The sequence below is a fragment of the Streptomyces sp. NBC_01197 genome, from assembly GCF_036010505.1.
GTDB lineage: Bacteria > Actinomycetota > Actinomycetes > Streptomycetales > Streptomycetaceae > Streptomyces.
Map to the genome: position 1 here is coordinate 6,498,008 of NZ_CP108569.1, position 19,535 is coordinate 6,517,542.

Genomic DNA, 19,535 nt, shown 5'->3' on the forward strand with positions numbered 1-19,535 from the left:
CTGCAATGTTCCGCCGTACGTTCTGGTTCGCCACCGGCGCCGCAGCCGGTGTGTGGGCCACTACCAAGGTCAACCGCAAGATCAAGCAGCTGAGCCCGGAGAGCCTCGCGGCGCAGGCGGCGAGCAAGGCCGTCGACGCGGGCCACCGGCTGAAGGACTTCGCCGTCGACGTGCGGGCCGGAATGGTCCAGCGCGAGGCGGAACTGGGCGAGGCGCTCGGCATCGACGCGCAGCCCGGACCGGCCGAGCTTCCCGCGCGGCGACGTCTCGCCGCCATCGAATACACCAAGCACTCGCACAACCGGAATGAGGACCACTGATGGAGTCGGCTGAAATTCGCCGCCGCTGGCTGAGCTTCTTCGAGGAGCGCGGGCACACCGTCGTCCCTTCGGCGTCGCTCATCGCGGACGACCCGACTCTGCTGCTTGTGCCCGCGGGCATGGTCCCGTTCAAGCCGTACTTCCTCGGCGAGGCCAAGCCGCCCGCCCCGCGCGCCACCAGCGTGCAGAAGTGCGTGCGTACACCGGACATCGAAGAGGTCGGCAAGACCACCCGGCACGGCACGTTCTTCCAGATGTGCGGCAACTTCTCCTTCGGCGACTACTTCAAGGAAGGCGCCATCCAGTACGCCTGGGAGCTGCTCACCAGCTCCGTGGCGGACGGCGGTTACGGGCTTGAACCCGAGCGGCTCTGGATCACGGTCTACCTGGACGACGACGAGGCCGAGCAGATCTGGCGCGAGAAGATCGGCGTCCCGGCCGAGCGCATCCAGCGGCTGGGCAAGAAGGACAACTTCTGGTCCATGGGCGTCCCCGGCCCCTGCGGACCGTGCTCCGAGATCAACTACGACCGCGGCCCGGAGTTCGGCGTCGAGGGCGGCCCCGCCGTCAACGACGAGCGCTACGTGGAGATCTGGAACCTGGTCTTCATGCAGTACGAGCGCGGCGCCGGAGACGGGAAGGAGGACTTCCCGATCCTCGGCGACCTGCCGTCCAGGAACATCGACACCGGCCTGGGCCTCGAACGCCTGGCGATGATCCTCCAGGAAGTGCCGAACCTGTACGAGATCGACACCTCGCAGGTCGTCATCGACAAGGCCACCGAGCTGACCGGCGTCGGGTACGGCCAGGCCGAGAGCTCGGACGTCTCGCTGCGGGTCGTCACCGACCACATGCGTACGTCCGTAATGCTCATTGGCGACGGTGTGACCCCCGGCAACGAGGGCCGCGGCTACGTCCTGCGCCGCATCATGCGCCGGGCCATCCGCAACATGCGGCTGCTGGGCGCCACCGGGCCGGTCGTCGCCGAACTGGCCGACGTCGTGATCAACACGATGGGCCGCCAGTACCCGGAGCTCATCACCGACCGCAAGCGCATCGAGACCGTCGCCCTCGCCGAGGAGGCCGCCTTCGTCAAGACGCTGAAGGCCGGCACCAACATCCTCGACAGCGCCGTCAGCGAGACCAAGGCCGCCGGCGGCCGGGTCCTCGCCGGTGACAAGGCGTTCCTGCTCCACGACACCTGGGGCTTCCCGATCGACCTCACCCTGGAGATGGCCGCCGAACAGGGCGTCTCTGTGGACGAGGCCGGCTTCCGGCGGCTGATGAAGGAACAGCGCGAGCGGGCCAAGGCCGACGCCAGGTCCAAGAAGACCGGCCACGCGGACCTCTCCGCCTACCGCGCCGTCGCCGACGGCTCGGGCGCCACCGAGTTCACCGGATACACCTCAACCGAAGGCGAGTCGACCATCGTCGGACTGCTCGTCGACGGGGTGCCCTCGCCCGCCGCCACCGAGGGCGACGAGGTCGAGATCGTCCTCGACCGGACCCCGTTCTACGCCGAGGGTGGCGGCCAGCTCGCCGACACCGGCCGGATCAGGCTCGACTCGGGCGCTGTGGTGGAGGTCCGCGACGTCCAGCAGCCGGTCCCCGGGGTCTCCGTGCACAAGGGCTCGGTCCAGGTGGGCGAGGTGACGGTCGGCGCCGCCGCCTACGCCGCCATCGACCAGCGCCGCCGCCGGGCCATCGCCCGAGCCCACAGCGCCACCCACCTCACCCACCAGGCGCTGCGCGACGCCCTCGGCCCGACGGCCGCCCAGGCCGGCTCGGAGAACTCGCCCGGCCGCTTCCGCTTCGACTTCGGTTCGCCCAACGCCGTTCCCGGCACGGTCCTCACCGACGTCGAGCAGAAGATCAACGACGTCCTCGCCCATGAACTCGACGTCCACGCCGAGGTCATGTCCATCGGCGAGGCCAGGAAGCAGGGCGCCATCGCCGAGTTCGGCGAGAAGTACGGCGAGCGCGTCCGTGTCGTCACCATCGGGGACTTCTCCAAGGAGCTGTGCGGCGGGACGCATGTCCGCAACACCGCCCAGCTGGGACTGGTGAAGCTGCTCGGCGAGTCCTCGATCGGCTCCGGCGTGCGCCGGATCGAGGCCCTGGTCGGAGTCGACGCGTACAACTTCCTGGCCAGGGAGCACACGGTCGTCGCCCAGCTCCAGGAGCTGGTCAAGGGCCGCTCCGACGAGCTGCCCGAGAAGATCTCCGGGATGCTCTCGAAGCTCAAGGACGCCGAGAAGGAGATCGAGAAGTTCCGCGCGGAGAAGGTCCTCCAGGCCGCCGCCGGTCTCGCCGCAGGAGCCAAGGACGTACACGGTGTCGCCGTGGTGACCGGTCAGGTTCCCGACGGCACGGGCGCCGACGACCTGCGCAGGCTCGTTCTCGACGTACGGGGCCGCATCCAGGGCGACCGCCCCGCCGTGGTGGCCCTCTTCACCACGGCCAACGGCCGCCCGCTGACGGTCATCGCCACCAACGAGGCCGCAAGGGGCCGCGGTCTCAAGGCCGGTGAGCTGGTCCGTACGGCTGCCAAGACCCTCGGTGGTGGCGGCGGCGGCAAGCCGGACGTCGCCCAGGGCGGCGGACAGAACCCGGACGCCATCGGCGATGCCGTGGCCGCCGTCGAGCGCATGGTCGGAGAGACGGCCTGATGCGACGCGGCCGCCGGCTTGCGATCGATGTCGGGGACGCCCGGATCGGGGTCGCCTCGTGCGACCCCGACGGCGTCCTCGCCACACCGGTGGAGACCGTGCCGGGACGTGATGTCCCGGCCGCCCACCGGCGGTTGAGGCAATTGATCGCCGAGTACGAACCGATTGAGGTCGTGGTCGGCCTTCCCCGTTCCCTGAATGGGGGAGAGGGCCCGGCGGCCGCCAAGGTCCGTGGATTCGCCCAGGAACTCGCTCGTGGTATTGCACCCATTCCGGTGCGATTGATCGACGAGAGGATGACCACAGTAACGGCGAGTCAGAGTTTGCGGGCCTCAGGCGTAAAGTCCAGAAAGGGTCGTTCTGTCATCGACCAGGCTGCGGCTGTTGTCATCCTGCAGAATGCGCTGGAGTCCGAACGGGCGTCAGGCGTTGCTCCAGGTGAGGGCGTCGAAGTGGTTGTCTGACCGGGTTACGGTAACGTTCCGCGCCATGCGGCGGTTTTCGAACAGCTGCCGCACGGCACAAGAGGCGGACCGTCCGGAGGCCTCGCGGCTCTAGGGGACCGATGACTGAGTATGGCCGGGGCGCAGGCTCCGAACCGTGGCATCCCGAGGACCCGTTGTACGGGGACCAGGGGTGGGGAGGTCAGCAGGACGCCTCCGGTCAGACGCCGTACGACGGCCAGGCGCAGCAGTACACCCAGGCGCAGCAGTACGACCAGTACGGCAACCCGGTGTACAGCCAGCCGCAGGACCCGTACCAGCAGCAGTACCCGCAGCAGCAGGGGCAGTATCCGCAGGACCCGCAGCAGCACGGCGCGGGCCAGGGCCAGTACGACAGTGCCCCGTACGGCCAGGACCAGGGCCAGGTGCAGTACGGCACGGACCAGCAGCAGTACCCGCGGGACCCGAACCAGCAGCAGTACGCGCAGAGTTCGGACGCGCAGCAGTACCAGCAGGCACCGCACCAGCAGGCACCGCACCAGCAGAGCCCCGATCAGCAGACGCAGTACCAGCAACAGTACGGGCAGACCCCGTACCAGCAGGACGCGTACCCGCAGCAGGCCCAGCCGCAGCAGGACGGCGGCTGGGAGGGCGCAGCGCAGGGCGGTGTGGCGTACGGGGCGGACCCGCACATGCCGTACGGCGGACAGCCGGTGCACCACAACGGGGAGAACCCCGACTTCTACCGGACGCCCGACGCCTATCCGCCGCCGCGGCCGCCCGGACACCGGGACGAATGGCGGCAGGAGCCCCCCGCGGAGGCCGGGACCGAGACGCATCCTTTCTTCACCGGCGCCGACGGTCCGGTCGGCGGCGGCGATGACGACGACTACGACGACGACCCAGCCGAGACACGCGACGGCACCCGGGACCGCCGGGGCAGGACCGGAAAGCCCAAGCGCCGCAACGGCTGCGCCTGCTTCGTGGTCTCACTGGTCCTGATCGGCGGCCTCGGCGGCGTGGGCTATGTGGGTTACAGCTACTACCAGTCCCGCTACGCACCGCCGCCGGACTACACCGGCGTCGGCAGTTCGCCGGTCCAGGTCGAGGTACCGCCGGGCACGGGCGTCGGGGGGATCGGCCGGCTGCTGAAGGAGAAGGGCGTCGTCAAGAGCGTCCAGGCGTTCGTCACCGCGGCCGGGAAGAACCCGAAGGGCCGGGCGCTCCAGGCCGGTGTGTACAGCCTCAACCAGCAGATGTCCGCGGCGAACGCGGTCACCGCGATGGTGGACCCGAACAGCCTGAGCCAGCTCATCATCCCGCCGGGCTGGCGGAACGCCACCGTGTACGCGGCCATCGACAAACGGCTCGAACTGAAGGCCGGGACCACCGCCGGCATCGCCAGGTCGGAGTCCGGCAAGCTGGGTCTGCCGAGCTGGGCCAAGGGGCACAAGAACCTCAAGGATCCGCTGGAGGGCTTCCTCGCGCCGGCGAGCTACCCGATCGCCAAGGGGATGAAGCCGGAGGACCTCCTCAAGAAGATGGTCGGCCAGGCGGACAAGGCGTACGGCGACGAGGGACTCGCAGCCGCGGCGAAGCGGCTGCAGCTCAAGGATCCGTTCCAGGTCGTCACCGTGGCGAGCATGCTCCAGGCCGAGGGGAAGACGAATGACGACTTCCGGCGGATGGCCGAGGTCATTTACAACCGGCTGAAGCCCAGCAATCTCCAGAACACCAATCAGCGGCTGCAGTTCGACTCCACGTACAACTATCTCAAGGGCCAGAGCAAGATCAATATTGGCTCGGCCGAGATCAACAAGAACACGGACCCGTACAACACCTATAAGCAGAGAGGGCTTCCCCCCGGGCCCATTGGGAATCCGGGCAAGGACGCCATGGCGGCGGCCCTGAATCCGACGAAGGACGGCTACTACTTCTTTGTTTCGATCGACGGGCACCAAACCGAATTCGCCAAGACGTATGCGGAGTTCATGAAGTTGAAGACGCAGTTCGATGCCAAACAGGGCAATGGCTGAGGCCCGCAGGGCGGCCGTTCTGGGCTCGCCGATCGCGCACTCGCTCTCCCCGGTGCTGCACCGCGCCGCGTACCGGGAACTCGGCCTCGGCCACTGGTCGTACGACCGTTTCGAGGTGGACGAGGCGGCCCTCCCGGCGTTCGTCGACGGGCTGGACGCGTCCTGGGCGGGGCTCTCGCTGACCATGCCGCTCAAGCGGGCGGTCATCCCGCTGCTCGACGAGGTGACCGTGACGGCAGCATCCGTCGAAGCGGTCAACACGGTGGTGTTCACCGCCGACGGGCGCCGGGTGGGCGACAACACCGACATCCCGGGGATGATCGCCGCGATGCGTGAGCGGGGGGTCGAGAAGGTCGAATCCGCCGCTGTACTCGGCGCGGGCGCCACCGCCTCGTCCGCGCTCGCGGCCCTCTCCCTCGTCTGTACGGGCCCGGTCACCGCCTACGTACGCAGCGCCATCCGCGCCCAGGAGATGCGCGGCTGGGGCGAGCGGCTCGGCGTCGACGTGCGCACGGCCGACTGGGCGGAGGCCGCCCGGGCGTTCGACGCGCCGCTGGTCATCGCGACCACCCCGGCCGGCACCACCGACGCGCTCGCCGCGGCGGTTCCCGATGCGCTCGCCGCGGCGGTTCCCGATGCGCCGGGCACGCTGTTCGACGTCCTCTACGACCCGTGGCCGACCCCGGTCGCCACAGCCTGGGCGGCACACGGCGGGGCCGTCGTCGGGGGCCTCGATCTGCTCGTGCACCAGGCGGTGCTGCAGGTGGAACAGATGACAGGGCGGGCGCCCGCCCCCCTGTCCGCAATGCGGGAAGCAGGGGAACGGGCGCTCGGAGCACGCTGAGAGCGGCTGCCCCCGATCAGCCGCGGCGCCTGAGCCCGATGGCCGTGCCGGCGGTGTAGTCCTGGGTCCAGGTACGGCCGGTGTCCGACCGCCAGGTCACCTGAGTGGTGGTGCCCGCCGGCCTGACGCGCTCCACCGTCATCGACCGGTCACCGGCCCTCACATCGCCCCGGCGCAGTTCTCTCGCTTCGACGGTGACCGGCTCGGCCGGCTCGGCCCGCTCCGCCTCGTCGGCGGCGCGCACCAGGGCGGCCGCGAGCTCGCGTGCCCGGGCGGGGGTGCACCTCAGGACCCGTTCCCCGTCCGTGGCCGTCGGCGCTGCGGTGAGCCGCACCCCCTCGGGACCGCCCCGCACCGTGATGGCGGCTCCACCGTCGGACTCCAGTCGCATCGTCTCTCCTCGGCTGCCTGCCGGCTCAGTGCAGTCTGAGGCTTTCCGGCGGACCCAGCCCCGGATAGCTGGGGCTGGGACCGCCGGTGTCCACCACCAGTTCTGCAGGACCACGCTCGGGTCCACCATCCAGGATTTCAGCACATGCGCACCCGGCCGGGTGGTGCTCCTCGCGTTGACACACCCGCGCCTGTTGTGGTCGTTGATCAACAACTTGGGCACCTGGCGGCAGCGGCCCGATGGGGTGGCGTCGTCGGCGAGCGGAGACAGGCCCGGACTGGCCTGCGGACGATCGGATCATAAATTTCGAGATCATCCCCGCAAGTTTCTCTGATGCCTGGAGCCCCGGAATCGGGCGGGAGGGTCAGACGCCGTCCGCCGGGGGCGCGACCGAGGTGTCGCAGACCAGCCGGCGCCGGTGGTCGACGGTGCGCTCGGGGCCGGTGAGACGCAGTGGCACGGTCTGCCGGATGTCGGTGGCCGCGCTGGAGGTCGCGAAACGCAGCTCCAGATCGCCCGGCTCGACGACCCGTCGACCGTCCGCGCCGGTGAAGGACGTCAGGTCGGCGTCGAAGCGGAACCGTACGCGCCGTGCCTCCCCCGCGGCCAGCGGCACTCTGGCGTAGCCGATGAGCCGTACGTCGGGACGGGTGGTCTGGGCGACCGGGTCGTGCAGATAGAGCTGCACCACCTCGGTTCCGTCGCGCACTCCGGTGTTGCGAACGGCGAGTTCGATGTCCGCGGAGCCGTCGGTGGGCAGCTCGGCCGGTATCGGCCCGGGCGGGCCCCAGGCGAAAGTGGTGTACGAGAGGCCGTGGCCGAAGGCGTACAGCGGCGTCGGGTCGAGGCTGCTGACCCCGCCCGCCAGCCCCAGGGGCGGCTGCAGATACGTCCATGGCTGGCCACCCGGCCCGTACGGCACCCCCACGGGCAGCCGGCCCGATGGATTGACCCGTCCCGAGAGCACTCCGGACAGTGCCGGCCCGCCCTCCTCGCCGGGGAAGAAGGCCTGGACGACGGCGGCCGGCCCGCCGTCCCAGCGGCCCAGCGCGTACGGACGGCCCGTCAGCAGCACCAGCACCACCGGGGTTCCGGTGGCCAGCAACGCGTCGAGCAGTTCGCCCTGGACGCCCGGCAGGCGGAGGTCTGCGGCGTCGCAGCCTTCGCCGGAGGTGCCGCGTCCGAAGAGCCCGGCACGGTCACCGAGTACCGCCACGCATATCTCCGCGTCCCGGGCCAGCTCCACCGCGGCCAGGATGCCGGAGGTGTCGTCGCCGTCCACGTCGCAGCCGGGGGCGAAGGACAGCCGGGCGCCCGGGAGTTCCGTGCCGAGCGACTCCAGCAGGGTCGGAATGGCGATGCCCAGCGGCACGTCCGGGTGGGAGACGCCGACATGGCTGGGGAAGGAGTAGCAGCCGAGCATCGCGAAAGGGTCGTCCGCGCGGGGGCCGACCACGGCGATCCGGGCGTCGGCGCGCAACGGCAGCGCGCCCGAGGGGTTGGAGAGCAGGACGCAGGACCGCTCGGCCAGCAGCCGGGCCAGGGCTCTGTTCTCGGCGGGGTCGAGGTCGATGGTGCCGCGCGCCTGCTCGGGGGCGTCGCCATGGGGGAGGGCGGCGGGCAGCGGCGACCAGTCGGGGTCGAGCAGGCCGAGCTCGCACTTCTGCAGCAGCACCCGGGTCAGCGCCCGGTCGACGAATTCCTCCGCCGCCGCGCCCGAGCGGACGGCGGCGATCAGGGCGTCGCCGTAGGAACGGACCGTGGGCAGTTCCACGTCGACACCGGCTGCCAGGGCCACCCGGCCGGCATCGGCGCTGTCGGCGGCGACCTTGTGCAGCGTTTCCAGGAAGCCGATGCCGAAGTAGTCGGCGACGACGGTGCCGTTGAAACCCCAGGTGTCCCGGAGCAGGCCTGTGAGCAGGGCGGGGTCGGCTGCGGCGGGCACACCGTCGATCTCGGAGTAGGAGCTCATCACCGAGCGGGCGCCGCCTTCCCGCACGGCCATCTCGAAGGGCGGCAGGATCACGTCGGCCAGTTCGCGGGCGCCGGCCCGCACCGGGGCGAGGTTACGGGCGCCCGCCGATGCGGAGTACCCGGCGAAGTGCTTGAGGGTGGCGACGATGCCGGCGGACTCCAGTCCCCTGACGTAGGCGGAGGCGACGGTGGCGACCAGATAGGGGTCCTCGCCGATGGTCTCTTCGACCCGGCCCCAGCGCAGATCACGGACCACGTCCAGAACAGGCGCCAGACCCTGGTGGACACCGACGGACCGCATGTCGCCGCCGATCCGGTGGGCCATCTCGGTGACCAGCTCCGGATCCCAGGCGGCGCCCCAGGCAAGCGGCACCGGGTAGGCGGTCGCGCCGAAGGCGGTGAAGCCGGCCAGGCACTCCTCGTGGGCCAGTGCGGGTATTCCGAACCGCCCCGCCCCCGCGATACGTTGCTGGGCGCGGGCCAGCGAGACCGCACCGACACCGGCGTCCACCGGGGCGGTGCCGAAGGGCCGGGTGAGCTGTCCGAGCCCCCGGGTGATCAGGTTCTCCCAGTCGACCGGGCCCACCATTTCGTTCTGATGGGGTGCGACCCCGCCGCCTTCGGAGTCGGCGCCCACCCAGACACCGTAGAGCTGTGCGGTCTTCTCCTCCAGGCTCATCCGGGCGATGAGATCGGCTACCCGCTCATCGGACGGGCGGGACGGGTCGCGCCAGGGTGCTCCGGCAGCCGGGCCATCGGCTGCCGGAGCCGCAACGGCGCGGCTTCCGACGGCAGGGCTTCCGCCGATGCTGGTGGCTGCGGGGGTCGCAGCGGCGCGCGGGGCTTGCGGAACGGGGTGGGATGCCATCGTGCAGGGTTCCTCTCCGAAGTGGCGGTGATGCGGTGGTGCTGTGCTCGGCCCTATTTGCCGCCCACCCCCATCAGGCCGTTCACCAGGGCGCGCCGGGCCACCAGATAGACCGCGAAGATCGGCACCACGGAGAGGACGATCGCCGCCAGCACAGCGGGGATGTTCACGCCGAACTGGGACATGAAGTTGAACAGGCCCAGCGTCAGTACCCTGTTGCCCTCGGACTGGGTGAGGATCAGCGGGAAGAGGAAGCCGTTCCAGGCCTGCAGCGCGGAGTAGATCGCCACCGTGCTGATGCCGGCCCTGGAGAGCGGCACTGCCAGCTGGAGCAGCATCCGCAGTGGGGACGCGCCGTCGAGGGACATCGCCTCGTACAGCTCTTCGGAGACATCCCGCATCGTGCCGCTGAGCACCAGCACCGATACCGGCATCGCGAAGGCGGCGGTGGGCAGGATGATCGCGGGCAGGGTGTCGTAGAGGCCCATCTTCCCGATCAGCAGGTACAGCGGAACGATCACTGCCTGAGCCGGGATCGCCACCCCGAGCAGGAAGCTCCTGAACGCCAGCGACGACCAGCGATTCCGGGTGCGTACCGCGACATAGGCCACCGGAACGGAGAGCACCAGCACGATGGCCACCGTGGAAACGGCGACGATCGCGGTGTTGCCGAGCAGTGTGAGGAAGCCGCTGTGCAGCACCGTGACGTAGTTGTCCAGTGTGGGACGGGAGGGGAAGGCCAGCGGGTCGCCGTCGAGGGCCACGTCCTGATGCATCAGTGACGCGGAGACCAGCGTGTAGAGCGGGACCAGCACGACGACGAGCCAGACCAGCGAACCGAGACCGGCCAGTGGGTTCGCTCTGCGCAGGGGCCGGCCCCGTCGTGGCGTGCCGGCGGCCGGACCCGGAGGCAGGGGAGCCGCAGCGGGCGCCGCGGCGCGGGTGTCGGACGACATCGCGTTACATACCTTCCCGGGTTGAGCGCATGGTTCCGAAGCCGCTGAAGCGGACCAGGACCAGCGAAAGACTGGTGGCCACCACGACCAGGGCGGTGGCGATGGCGGCGGCGTAGCCGAGGTCGTACGTCTGGAAGCCGGTGCGGTACATCAGGTAGGGCAGGATCGTGGTGTCGGTGCCCGGACCGCCCTTGGTCATGATCAGCACGGTGTCGAAGTAGGTCAGCGAACCCACGATCATCAGCACCGACGAGGTGGTCACTGTGTGCCGCAGCTGGGGCAGCGTGACGTGGAAGAACTGCCGGAGCATCCCCGCGCCGTCGAGGGACGCCGCCTGGTAGAGGACTTCGGGAATCTGCCGCGCGCCCCCCTGGTAGATCAGGGTGTGGAACGGCATGAACTGCCAGCCGCCGACGAACGCCACCACCAGCAGGGCACCGGTGGAGGTGCCCATCACATTCGGGTCGACTCCGATCCAGGGCCCGATTTCCTTGATCACGCCGAAGTTGGGGTCCAGCAGGGCATGGAAGAGCATCGCGATGGCGGTGGTGGACAGCAGCAGCGGGATGAAGAAGATCGCCGAGAGCAAGGCGCGGCCGCGCCGGCGTCCGGCCGCCCAGACCCCCAGCAGCAGGGCGACCGGGGTCTGGAAGGCCCAGCTGATCGTGGTGAGCAGCAGACTCAGCCAGGCCGCCTGGCCGAAGTCGTGGTCCTTGAAGAGCCGCGTCCAGTTGGCCAGTCCGGCCGACGTGGGCGAGTTCAGGCCGTTCCACTTGCAGAAGGACAGATAAACGGCGAGCGCCAGCGGGGCGATCGCGAAGACGGCGAAGAAGAGCAGACCGGGGAGCGCCCAGCCGACGTGCGGGCGGCCGACATTGCTGCCGGCCGCCCGGCCGCCTCCGCGCTTGACGGGCCGGGCCGCTTTCGCGTCCTGAGCGGGCTTCGTGGCGAGCGGAGTGGTGGACATCGTTACTTGACGGCCTTCATCGCGGAGACGAACTGCTCAGGGGTGGACTTCCCGGCGAAGAGCTTGCTGACTTCGGTGAGCAGCGGGGTGGCGATCTGGGGCTCAAGTGCCTGATCCCACGAGAGAGTGAAACTCGGGGCCTTCTGCACCATGTCGTACTGGTACTTGGAGAACTTCGGGTTGGGCGACGAGCTGAACAGGGATGCGGCGTTGGACGTGGTGGGGACCTCCCCGTCGGCGATCAGGGACTTGGCGTACGACTCCGCCGCCATGGCCTTGAGGAACTTGATCGCCGCGTCCTTGTGCTTCGTCCTGGCGTTGACCGACCAGTAGTTGGTGGGATTGCCCACCACGTCGTTCACGTCACCCACGCCGCCGGCCACGGTCGGGAAGGTGGTCCAGGCCAGGTCCTTCCTGGCGAACTCCGGGGCCTTGCCGAGCTGGGTCGAGTACTCCCACGAGCCCATCAGGTGCATGGCAGCCTTGCCCTTGTTGAGGAGGGTGGGGGCGCCGCCGTTGCCGTAGTCGACCGAGTTGAAGTTGGAGCCGAAGGCGCCACTGTCGACGAGCTGCCGGACCGTACTGGCCGCCTTGAGCACCGCGGGGTCGCTCCAGCCGGCCGAGTCACCGGCCTGGATCTTCTTGAAGACCCCGGGGCCGCCGATCCGGTCCAGCAGGTACTCCATCCACATCAGCTCGGGCCATTTGTCGGAGCCGCCCAGCGCGAAGGGGGTGATGCCCCTGGACTTGAAGGTGGTGACGTCCTTCTGCAGGTCCTCCCAGGTCCTGGGTGCCTGGAGGCTGTTCTCGGCGAAGAGCTTCTTGTTGTAGAAGAGAATCACGGGCTGCATACCGCGCATCGGCACCCCGTAGACCTTTCCGCCGAGACCGCCAGCGGTCATGATCGGCGGAAGGAAGCCGTTCTTCAGCGTGGCGTCGCTCTTCACGGTCGAGGTGAGGTCGACCAGCTGGCCGGCGTCGACATACGGCTTGATGGAGCCGCCGCCCCAGTTGAAGAAGACGTCCGGAGCACTGGGAGAGCCCATCGCGCTGCGGAGCTTGTTGACGTAGTCGGTGCCGGGGACCGAAACCAGCTTCACCTTGACGTCGGACGTCTTGTTGAACTTCGCAACGGCCGCCTGCTGCACCTTCACCTCGTCGTCGCCATAGACGTAGGCGGTGATGGAACCGCCCCCGCCGTTGCCCGAACCGCAGCCGGCCAGGATCCCGGCCATCACCATCGCGGCCCCTGCCGCGGCCCATCTGGCAGTACGTGTACCGCTGCTGAGAATGCCCGACCCCATGACCGCACCTCTGTCGAATGTTTCGGAATGTTCAGCGAATGTTGGCGGAACCGTACGAGTGGGTTTCGGGCTCGTCAAGAGGCTGCGCAGAAGGTTTCCCGATCGGTGCACCGGGACCGGTGCGGGCTGGATCGAGGGCTACGATCCATGCATGAGCCCTGCGAACGTCCCGTCCTCACAGCGGAAGGCGCCTGCCGGAGATCAGCCGGAAGGTGCCGCCACACTGTCGGATATCGCCCGCGCCGCCGGGGTCTCGGCTCCGACAGTTTCGAAAGTCCTGAACGGGCGCGCCGACGTGGCCGCCGGGACCCGCACCCGGGTCGAGGAACTGCTGCTCCAGCACGGCTACCGGCGCAGGCGGGGGGTCTCGCAGCAGTCCCGGCTCATCGACCTGGTCTTCCACGAGCTCGAGAGTGCCTGGGCGATGGAGGTCATCAGGGGAGTGGAGAACGTCGCCAGGGAGGACGGGCTCAGCCTGGTCCTCTCCGAGAGCGCGGGCCGGCTGACCCCGGGTCAGACCTGGCTGGACGGAGTGCTGGCCCGCAGGCCCGTCGGGGTGATCCTGGTCCTCTCGGATCTCAACGCCGCCCAGCGCGCCCAGCTGACCAGCCGCGACATCCCCTTCGTCGTCGTCGACCCGGCCGGTGACCCGGGCGACGACGTCCCGTCGGTCGGCACCACCAACTGGCAGGGGGGACTCGCGGCCACCCGGCACCTGGTGGAACTGGGCCATCGGCGGATCGGTGTCATCGGCGGCCCGGCCAGCATGATGTGCAGCCGGGCGCGACTGGACGGATACCGCGCCGCACTGGAGACCGCGGGCCTCCCGGTGGACCCCGCGCTCGTGAGGGAGGGCGACTTCCACCACGAGGCCGGCTACACCGCCGGTCTGGACCTGCTGCGCCTCCCGGACCCGCCTACCGCCGTCTTCACCGGGAACGACCTTCAGGCGCTCGGCGTCTTCGAAGCCGCCCGCGAGAGGGGGCTGCGCATCCCGGACGACCTCAGCGTCGTCGGCTTCGACGATCTGCCGATCACCCGATGGGTGGGGCCACCGCTCACCACCGTGCGTCAGCCGCTGCTTGAGATGGCCGAGACGGCGGCCCGGCTGGTGATCGACCTCGGCCGGGGCGAGCGGCCCGCCACCACCCGGGTGGATCTGGCGACGCGTCTGGTGGTACGCAGCAGCACCGCCCCGCCCTGCCGCTGACCGGCCTGCACGGCCCGCCCCGGGGCCGGCTCTCCGGGGACGTCCGCCAGCTGGACCCATGACGGGCGGCGGGCCCGGCCGTGGGAGGATCGGGTCAGGCGGGCCAGGGCCGCGCACCCGGTCGCGCCGTCGCAGATCGAGGCGCGAGCATGAGGAGCACCGTTGAGCAGGTTGCGTTGGCTGACCGCGGGGGAGTCGCACGGACCCGCACTGGTGGCGACGCTGGAGGGGCTTCCCGCCGGCGTTCCGGTCACCACGGACATGGTGGCGGACGCGCTCGCCCGGCGGCGGCTCGGATACGGCCGCGGCGCCCGGATGAAGTTCGAGAAGGACGAGGTCACCTTCCTCGGCGGGGTCCGGCACGGGCTGACCATGGGCGGCCCGGTGGCCGTCATGGTCGGCAACACCGAGTGGCCCAAGTGGGAGAAGGTCATGTCGGCCGACCCGGTCGACCCCGACGAGCTGGCCCAGCTGGCCCGCAACGCCCCGCTGACCCGCCCCCGTCCCGGTCACGCGGACCTCGCGGGTATGCAGAAGTACGCGCTGGACGAGGCCCGGCCGATCCTGGAGCGCGCCAGCGCCCGTGAGACGGCGGCCCGCGTCGCGCTCGGCACGGTGGCCCGCTCCTACCTGAAGGAGACGACCGGCATCGAGCTCGTCTCGCACGTCGTGGAGCTGGCCGGGGCGAAGGCGCCGTACGGCGTCGTCCCGGTCCCCGCCGACGAGGCGCGGCTGGACGAGGACCCGGTGCGCTGCCTGGACGCGGACGCGTCGGAGGCGATGGTCGCCGAGATCGACCAGGCCCACAAGGACGGCGACACCCTCGGCGGTGTGGTCGAGGTGCTCGCCTACGGCGTACCGGTCGGCCTCGGTTCGCATGTGCACTGGGACCGCAGGCTCGACGCCAGGCTCGCCGCCGCCCTGATGGGCATCCAGGCCATCAAGGGCGTCGAGGTCGGCGACGGCTTCGACCTGGCCCGGGTGCCGGGCTCCAAGGCCCACGACGAGATCGTGCCGACCGCGGAGGGCGTACGCCGCACATCGGGCCGCTCCGGTGGCACCGAGGGCGGTATGTCCACCGGTGAACTGCTGCGCGTCCGGGCCGCGATGAAGCCGATCGCGACCGTCCCCCGCGCACTCGCCACCATCGACGTGGCCACCGGCGAGGTCGCCGCCGCGCACCACCAGCGCTCGGACGTCTGCGCGGTGCCTGCCGCCGGGATCGTCGCCGAGGCCATGGTCGCGCTGGTCCTGGCGGACGCGGTCGCGGAGAAGTTCGGCGGCGACAGCGTCGGCGAGACCCGCCGGAATGTCCGCTCCTTCCTCGACAACCTCCAGATCCGATGAGCGGGCCGCTGGTCGTCCTCGTCGGCCCGATGGGCGTCGGCAAGTCCACCGTCGGCGAACTGCTCGCCGAGCGGCTCGGCGCGGGCTACCGGGACACCGACGCCGACATCGTGGCGGCCGAGGGCCGCACCATCGCGGACATCTTCGTCGACGACGGCGAGGACCACTTCCGCGCCCTTGAACGCGCCGCGGTGCGCGAGGCGGTGACCGGGCACACCGGTGTACTGTCGCTCGGCGGCGGCGCGATCCTCGACCCGGCCACCCGTGAACTCCTGGCCGGCCGCCCGGTCGTCTACCTCTCGATGGACGTCGACGAGGCGGTCAAGCGGGTCGGGCTCAACACCGCGCGCCCGCTGCTCGCCGTCAACCCGCGCCGCCAGTGGCGTGAGCTGATGGACGCGCGGCGGCCCCTGTACACCGAAGTCGCCCGTGCCGTCGTCCCCACCGACGGCCGGATCCCCGAAGAGGTCGCCGAGGCGGTCCTCGACGCCCTGGAGCTCCGGCTCCCCGCAGGGGACACCACCCCGCCCCCCGGCCAGGAGAAGACCGTATGACGCAGGACGCCCCCATCCGTATCCAGGTCGGCGGCACGGACGGCCACGATCCGTACGAGGTGCTGGTCGGCCGTCAGCTCCTTGCCGAGCTGCCCGCGCTGATCGGCGAGCAAGCCAGGCGGGTCGCCGTACTGCACCCCGAGGCGCTGGCCGAGACCGGCGAGGCGGTCCGCCAGGACCTCGCCGACCAGGGGTACGAGGCCATCGCGGTCCAGCTGCCCAACGCGGAGGAGGCCAAGACCGTCGAGGTCGCCGCCTACTGCTGGAAGGCGCTGGGCCAGAGCGGGTTCACCCGTACCGATGTCATCGTCGGCGTCGGCGGCGGCGCGACCACCGACGTGGCCGGATTCGTCGCCGCGAGCTGGCTGCGCGGGGTGCGCTGGATCGCCGTTCCCACCACCGTGCTCGGCATGGTGGACGCGGCCGTCGGCGGCAAGACCGGCATCAACACCGCCGAGGGCAAGAATCTGGTGGGCGCCTTCCACCCGCCCGCCGGGGTGCTCTGCGACCTCGCGGCGCTGGACTCGCTCCCGGTCAACGACTACGTGTCCGGGATGGCCGAGATCATCAAGGCCGGCTTCATCGCCGACCCGGCCATCCTCGACCTCGTGGAGTCCGATCCGGAGGGTGCCCGTACGCCGGCCGGACCGCACACCGCCGAGCTGATCGAGCGGTCCATCCGGGTCAAGGCCGAGGTCGTGTCGAACGACCTCAGGGAGTCGGGCCTGCGGGAGATCCTCAACTACGGCCACACGCTCGCCCACGCCATCGAGAAGAACGAGCGCTACAAGTGGCGGCACGGCGCCGCGGTCTCGGTCGGCATGGTGTTCGCCGCCGAACTCGGCCGTCTCGCGGGCCGCCTGGACGACGCGACCGCCGACCGGCACAGCGCCGTACTCGCCTCCGTGGGGCTGCCGCTGACCTACCGGGGCGACCAGTGGCCCAAGCTCCTGGAGACGATGAAGGTCGACAAAAAGTCCCGGGGCAACGTCCTGCGCTTCATCGTCCTCGACGGACTCGCCAAGCCGACGGTCCTGGAGGGCCCGGACCCGGCCGTCCTGCTCGCCGCGTTCGGGGAGGTCTCCGCGTGAGCGCCCGCGTCCTCGTGCTCAACGGCCCCAACCTGGGCCGCCTGGGCTCCCGCGAGCCCGACGTCTACGGCGCGACGTCGTACGCGGGGCTCGTCGAGGCCTGCACCCTGCTGGGCAAGGAGCTCGGTCTCGACGTCGAGGTGCGGGAGACCAACGACGAGGGCGAGATGATCCGCTGGCTGCACGAGGCAGCCGACGGCGCGCTCCCCGTCGTGATCAACCCCGGTGCGTTCACGCACTACTCGTACGCGATGCGGGACGCGGCGGCCCAGCGCACCGCCCCGCTCATCGAGGTGCACATCTCGAATCCGTACGCCCGTGAGGAGTTCCGTCACAACTCCGTGATCGCCGCGGTCGCCAGCGGCACCGTCGCGGGCTTCGGGATCGGCTCCTACCGCCTCGCCCTGCGGGCGCTGGCCGGGGAACTCACCGGCTGACACCGCCCGGTGGCCCTCCCCGGCCGTTCACACCGGGCCGGCCGGGGAGGGTACCGTTCGGTACGGCAGACAGTCGGCTGAGCGAGACGGAGTGGCACCGGATGCAGCACCCTGTGGGAGCTCCGCTGCCGCCGCCCCCTCCGGGCGCCGCGGGCTGGGGCCAGAGCGCCCAGCACCCCGGTCGGGCCCCGGGCTGGGTGGCACCCGACCAGCCGGCGGCCCCGCCCGCGCCGCCGCCCCACCTGCCGCCCGCGCCGCCGTCCATGGAGACGACCGGCCACATCCAGCTGCCACCCGGTGGCCCGGTCCCGCTGCCGGCGCCGCCCGTCGCCAGCGCCCCGGCCGACACCGGCAACACGACGCTCGCCGTCCTCCTCATAGGACCGGCGGGCGCGGGCAAGACCACCGTCGCCCGGCACTGGGCGCGGAGCCGCCGGATGCCCACGTCGCACATCAGCCTCGACGACGTACGCGAGTGGGTCTGTTCCGGTTTCGCCGACCCGCAGACCGGCTGGAACGACCACTCCGAGGCCCAGTACCGGCTGGCCCGCCGCACCTGCGGCTTCGCCGCGCGCAACTTCCTGGCCAACGGCATCTCCTGCATCCTGGACGACGCGGTCTTTCCCGACCGGCCGGTCGTCGGTCTCGGCGGCTGGAAGCGCCACGTCGGCCCCGGGCTGCTGCCCGTCGTGCTGCTGCCGGGCCTGGAGGTCGTCCTGGAGCGCAACGCGGCCCGCAGCGGCAACCGCCGCCTCAGCGACGAGGAAGTCGCCCGGATCCACGGCCGGATGGCCGGCTGGTACGGCTCGGGGCTGCCGATCATCGACAACTCGGGCTACGACGTGGCCACCACCGCCCAGGTGCTCGACGACGTACTCGCCCGCTCCATCGCCTCCCCTCCGAACTGGTGAAGCTCCCCGGTCGGACGCGCTGAACCAGCCGGATGCCGCTGCCGCTCCTAGGCTCAGGACCATGGCAGAGGTGTTTGCGGTCCGCCGGGCAAGGCTGCGTGACCGGTGCCTGGCAGCGGGCAGCGGCGCAGCCCTGGTCTCCCGGCCGGCCAACGTCCGGTATCTCGCCGGTGCGGCCCCGGCGGGCGCGGTTCTGCTGCTCGGCCCGGAAGGCGATGAGCTCCTCTGCCCCGACGGGCCCCCCGCTGACCAGGAGGACGGCCGCCCCGACGAGCATCTGCGGCTCACGGTGCTGCCGGCGCCGGGCGGCGACCCGGCGGTGGCCGCCGCCGGCCGGCTCAGCTCGGTGGGCGCCGTGACACTGGCGGTGGAGGAGCACCATCTGACCGTCGCCCGGCACCGGGCCCTGCACTCGGTGGCGCCGCGGCTGCGCCTCGCCGACCTGGCCCGCGCCGTCGAGCAGCAGCGGATCATCAAGGACGAGGACGAGATCCGCTGTCTGCGCACCGCCGGGGAGATCACCGACCAGGCCCTGGGCGAGCTGCTCGAATCGATCCTCGTCGGGCGCACCGAGCGTCATCTCGCCCTGGAGCTGGAGCGCCGCCTGGTCGACCACGGAGCCGCAGGACCGTCCCTGCCGACCTCGGTGGCCACCGGGCCCAATGCCGGACTGAGCGGCCACCGCCCGTCCGACCGCCGGGTCGAGGAGGGCGATCTGCTCTCCGTCCGGCTCGGGGCGGTGTACCGCGGATACCGATGTGAGATCGGCCGGACATTCGTCATCGGGACGGCGCCCGCGGACTGGCAGATCGAGCTGTACGACCTGGTCTTCGCGGCACAACGGGCAGGTCGGGAGGCCCTCGTGCCCGGTGCGGCGTGCCGGGACGTGGACCTCGCCGCACGCCATGTGCTGGAGGCCGCGGGCCACGGCGGGACCCTCGGCCCGTCGACCGGACACGGTGTCGGGCTCGAAATCGACGAGGACCCGCAGCTGGCACCTGCGGCCATGGGTAAACTGGACGCTTGCGTGCCGGTCACCGTCGAACCGGGGGTCCACCTCCCTGGCCGGGGCGGAGTCCGGATCGATGACACGCTCGTCGTACGCCCTGAGGCGGACGGCGGACCCGAGCTACTCACCATTACGACCAAGGAGCTGCTCGCCCTCTAGTGGCGTGCACCCGCGGTCCCACACACGCTGCAGTCCAGGAGAACC

At 70.7% G+C, this 19,535-nt stretch carries 17 protein-coding genes; 12 read left to right on the forward strand and 5 right to left on the reverse strand.

Annotated features, from left to right (window positions below; genetic code table 11):
- Positions 1–5: 5 nt before the first annotated feature.
- From OG452_RS29910 to OG452_RS29930, 5 genes are all read left to right on the forward strand, one after another.
- The gene (locus OG452_RS29910) at positions 6–320 is read left to right on the forward strand and encodes a DUF6167 family protein (protein WP_327298665.1); all 315 of its coding nucleotides are present in this window, start codon (positions 6–8) and stop codon (positions 318–320) included.
- Positions 320–2,989, forward strand: coding sequence for an alanine--tRNA ligase (gene alaS / locus OG452_RS29915; RefSeq protein ID WP_327298666.1), 2,670 nt, complete (start codon positions 320–322; stop codon positions 2,987–2,989). The genes OG452_RS29910 and alaS overlap by 1 nt, the downstream gene beginning before the upstream one ends.
- Positions 2,989–3,453: a Holliday junction resolvase RuvX gene (gene ruvX / locus OG452_RS29920; protein WP_327298667.1), complete on the forward strand. Its 465-nt coding sequence runs from the start codon at positions 2,989–2,991 to the stop codon at positions 3,451–3,453. Before alaS ends, ruvX begins: the two co-directional genes overlap by 1 nt.
- Before the next feature lie 101 nt (positions 3,454–3,554).
- A complete protein-coding gene (gene mltG / locus OG452_RS29925; protein ID WP_327298668.1) occupies positions 3,555–5,468 on the forward strand; it encodes an endolytic transglycosylase MltG in 1,914 nt (637 codons plus the stop codon).
- A complete protein-coding gene (locus tag OG452_RS29930) occupies positions 5,461–6,312 on the forward strand; it encodes a shikimate dehydrogenase (protein ID WP_327298669.1) in 852 nt (283 codons plus the stop codon). Before mltG ends, OG452_RS29930 begins: the two co-directional genes overlap by 8 nt.
- A 16-nt stretch (positions 6,313–6,328) precedes the next feature.
- Here the strand turns inward: OG452_RS29930 and OG452_RS29935 are convergent, their stop codons facing one another.
- The 5 genes from OG452_RS29935 to OG452_RS29955 all read right to left on the reverse strand — a co-directional run bounded on the left by OG452_RS29935 (position 6,329) and on the right by OG452_RS29955 (position 12,709).
- Positions 6,329–6,703 (reverse strand): hypothetical protein, encoded by a 375-nt coding sequence (locus OG452_RS29935; protein WP_327298670.1) that lies wholly within the window; start codon positions 6,701–6,703, stop codon positions 6,329–6,331.
- Between the two features lie 364 nt (positions 6,704–7,067).
- Positions 7,068–9,545 (reverse strand): glycoside hydrolase family 3 N-terminal domain-containing protein, encoded by a 2,478-nt coding sequence (locus OG452_RS29940; RefSeq protein ID WP_327298671.1) that lies wholly within the window; start codon positions 9,543–9,545, stop codon positions 7,068–7,070.
- Between the two features lie 53 nt (positions 9,546–9,598).
- Entirely contained in the window at positions 9,599–10,501 is a 903-nt protein-coding gene (locus OG452_RS29945; protein ID WP_327298672.1) for a carbohydrate ABC transporter permease, read from the reverse strand.
- A 4-nt stretch (positions 10,502–10,505) separates the two neighbouring features.
- Positions 10,506–11,468, reverse strand: coding sequence for a carbohydrate ABC transporter permease (locus OG452_RS29950; protein WP_327298673.1), 963 nt, complete (start codon positions 11,466–11,468; stop codon positions 10,506–10,508).
- Between the two features lie 2 nt (positions 11,469–11,470).
- A complete protein-coding gene (locus tag OG452_RS29955; RefSeq protein ID WP_327299828.1) occupies positions 11,471–12,709 on the reverse strand; it encodes an extracellular solute-binding protein in 1,239 nt (412 codons plus the stop codon).
- A gap of 214 nt (positions 12,710–12,923) precedes the next feature.
- Here OG452_RS29955 and OG452_RS29960 point away from each other — a divergent pair, with 214 nt between their 5' ends.
- From OG452_RS29960 to OG452_RS29990, 7 genes are all read left to right on the forward strand, one after another.
- Positions 12,924–13,982 carry a LacI family DNA-binding transcriptional regulator gene (locus OG452_RS29960; protein ID WP_327298674.1) on the forward strand — a complete coding sequence of 353 codons (1,059 nt, stop codon included), beginning with the start codon at positions 12,924–12,926 and terminating at the stop codon, positions 13,980–13,982.
- A gap of 162 nt (positions 13,983–14,144) precedes the next feature.
- On the forward strand, positions 14,145–15,329 hold the full coding sequence (gene aroC / locus OG452_RS29965) for a chorismate synthase (protein ID WP_327298675.1): 1,185 nt from the start codon (positions 14,145–14,147) through the stop codon (positions 15,327–15,329).
- Complete coding sequence (locus OG452_RS29970) at positions 15,326–15,883, forward strand: shikimate kinase (RefSeq protein WP_327298676.1); 558 nt, start codon at positions 15,326–15,328, stop codon at positions 15,881–15,883. Before aroC ends, OG452_RS29970 begins: the two co-directional genes overlap by 4 nt.
- A complete protein-coding gene (aroB, locus tag OG452_RS29975) occupies positions 15,880–16,974 on the forward strand; it encodes a 3-dehydroquinate synthase (protein WP_327298677.1) in 1,095 nt (364 codons plus the stop codon). Before OG452_RS29970 ends, aroB begins: the two co-directional genes overlap by 4 nt.
- Positions 16,971–17,411, forward strand: a complete 441-nt coding sequence (gene aroQ, locus OG452_RS29980) for a type II 3-dehydroquinate dehydratase (protein WP_327298678.1) — start codon at positions 16,971–16,973, stop codon at positions 17,409–17,411. The genes aroB and aroQ overlap by 4 nt, the downstream gene beginning before the upstream one ends.
- A gap of 101 nt (positions 17,412–17,512) precedes the next feature.
- Positions 17,513–18,322, forward strand: coding sequence for an AAA family ATPase (locus OG452_RS29985; protein ID WP_327298679.1), 810 nt, complete (start codon positions 17,513–17,515; stop codon positions 18,320–18,322).
- 61 nt (positions 18,323–18,383) lie between these two features.
- Complete coding sequence (locus OG452_RS29990; RefSeq protein ID WP_327298680.1) at positions 18,384–19,490, forward strand: aminopeptidase P family protein; 1,107 nt, start codon at positions 18,384–18,386, stop codon at positions 19,488–19,490.
- Positions 19,491–19,535: the final 45 nt, after the last annotated feature.

What these genes read in the sequence shown, in the direction of transcription:
- OG452_RS29930 (WP_327298669.1), top strand. Translation starts at nt 5,461, where the DNA reads ATGGCTGAGGCCCGCAGGGCGGCCGTTCTGGGCTCGCCGATCGCGCAC.
- ruvX (WP_327298667.1), top strand. Translation starts at nt 2,989, where the DNA reads ATGCGACGCGGCCGCCGGCTTGCGATCGATGTCGGGGACGCCCGGATC.
- OG452_RS29990 (WP_327298680.1), top strand. Translation starts at nt 18,384, where the DNA reads ATGGCAGAGGTGTTTGCGGTCCGCCGGGCAAGGCTGCGTGACCGGTGC.
- OG452_RS29960 (WP_327298674.1), top strand. Translation starts at nt 12,924, where the DNA reads ATGAGCCCTGCGAACGTCCCGTCCTCACAGCGGAAGGCGCCTGCCGGA.
- OG452_RS29945 (WP_327298672.1), bottom strand. Translation starts at nt 10,501, where the DNA reads ATGTCGTCCGACACCCGCGCCGCGGCGCCCGCTGCGGCTCCCCTGCCT.
- OG452_RS29950 (WP_327298673.1), bottom strand. Translation starts at nt 11,468, where the DNA reads ATGTCCACCACTCCGCTCGCCACGAAGCCCGCTCAGGACGCGAAAGCG.
- OG452_RS29910 (WP_327298665.1), top strand. Translation starts at nt 6, where the DNA reads ATGTTCCGCCGTACGTTCTGGTTCGCCACCGGCGCCGCAGCCGGTGTG.
- OG452_RS29935 (WP_327298670.1), bottom strand. Translation starts at nt 6,703, where the DNA reads ATGCGACTGGAGTCCGACGGTGGAGCCGCCATCACGGTGCGGGGCGGT.
- OG452_RS29940 (WP_327298671.1), bottom strand. Translation starts at nt 9,545, where the DNA reads ATGGCATCCCACCCCGTTCCGCAAGCCCCGCGCGCCGCTGCGACCCCC.
- mltG (WP_327298668.1), top strand. Translation starts at nt 3,555, where the DNA reads ATGACTGAGTATGGCCGGGGCGCAGGCTCCGAACCGTGGCATCCCGAG.
- alaS (WP_327298666.1), top strand. Translation starts at nt 320, where the DNA reads ATGGAGTCGGCTGAAATTCGCCGCCGCTGGCTGAGCTTCTTCGAGGAG.
- OG452_RS29985 (WP_327298679.1), top strand. Translation starts at nt 17,513, where the DNA reads ATGCAGCACCCTGTGGGAGCTCCGCTGCCGCCGCCCCCTCCGGGCGCC.
- OG452_RS29970 (WP_327298676.1), top strand. Translation starts at nt 15,326, where the DNA reads ATGAGCGGGCCGCTGGTCGTCCTCGTCGGCCCGATGGGCGTCGGCAAG.
- aroB (WP_327298677.1), top strand. Translation starts at nt 15,880, where the DNA reads ATGACGCAGGACGCCCCCATCCGTATCCAGGTCGGCGGCACGGACGGC.
- OG452_RS29955 (WP_327299828.1), bottom strand. Translation starts at nt 12,709, where the DNA reads ATGGTGATGGCCGGGATCCTGGCCGGCTGCGGTTCGGGCAACGGCGGG.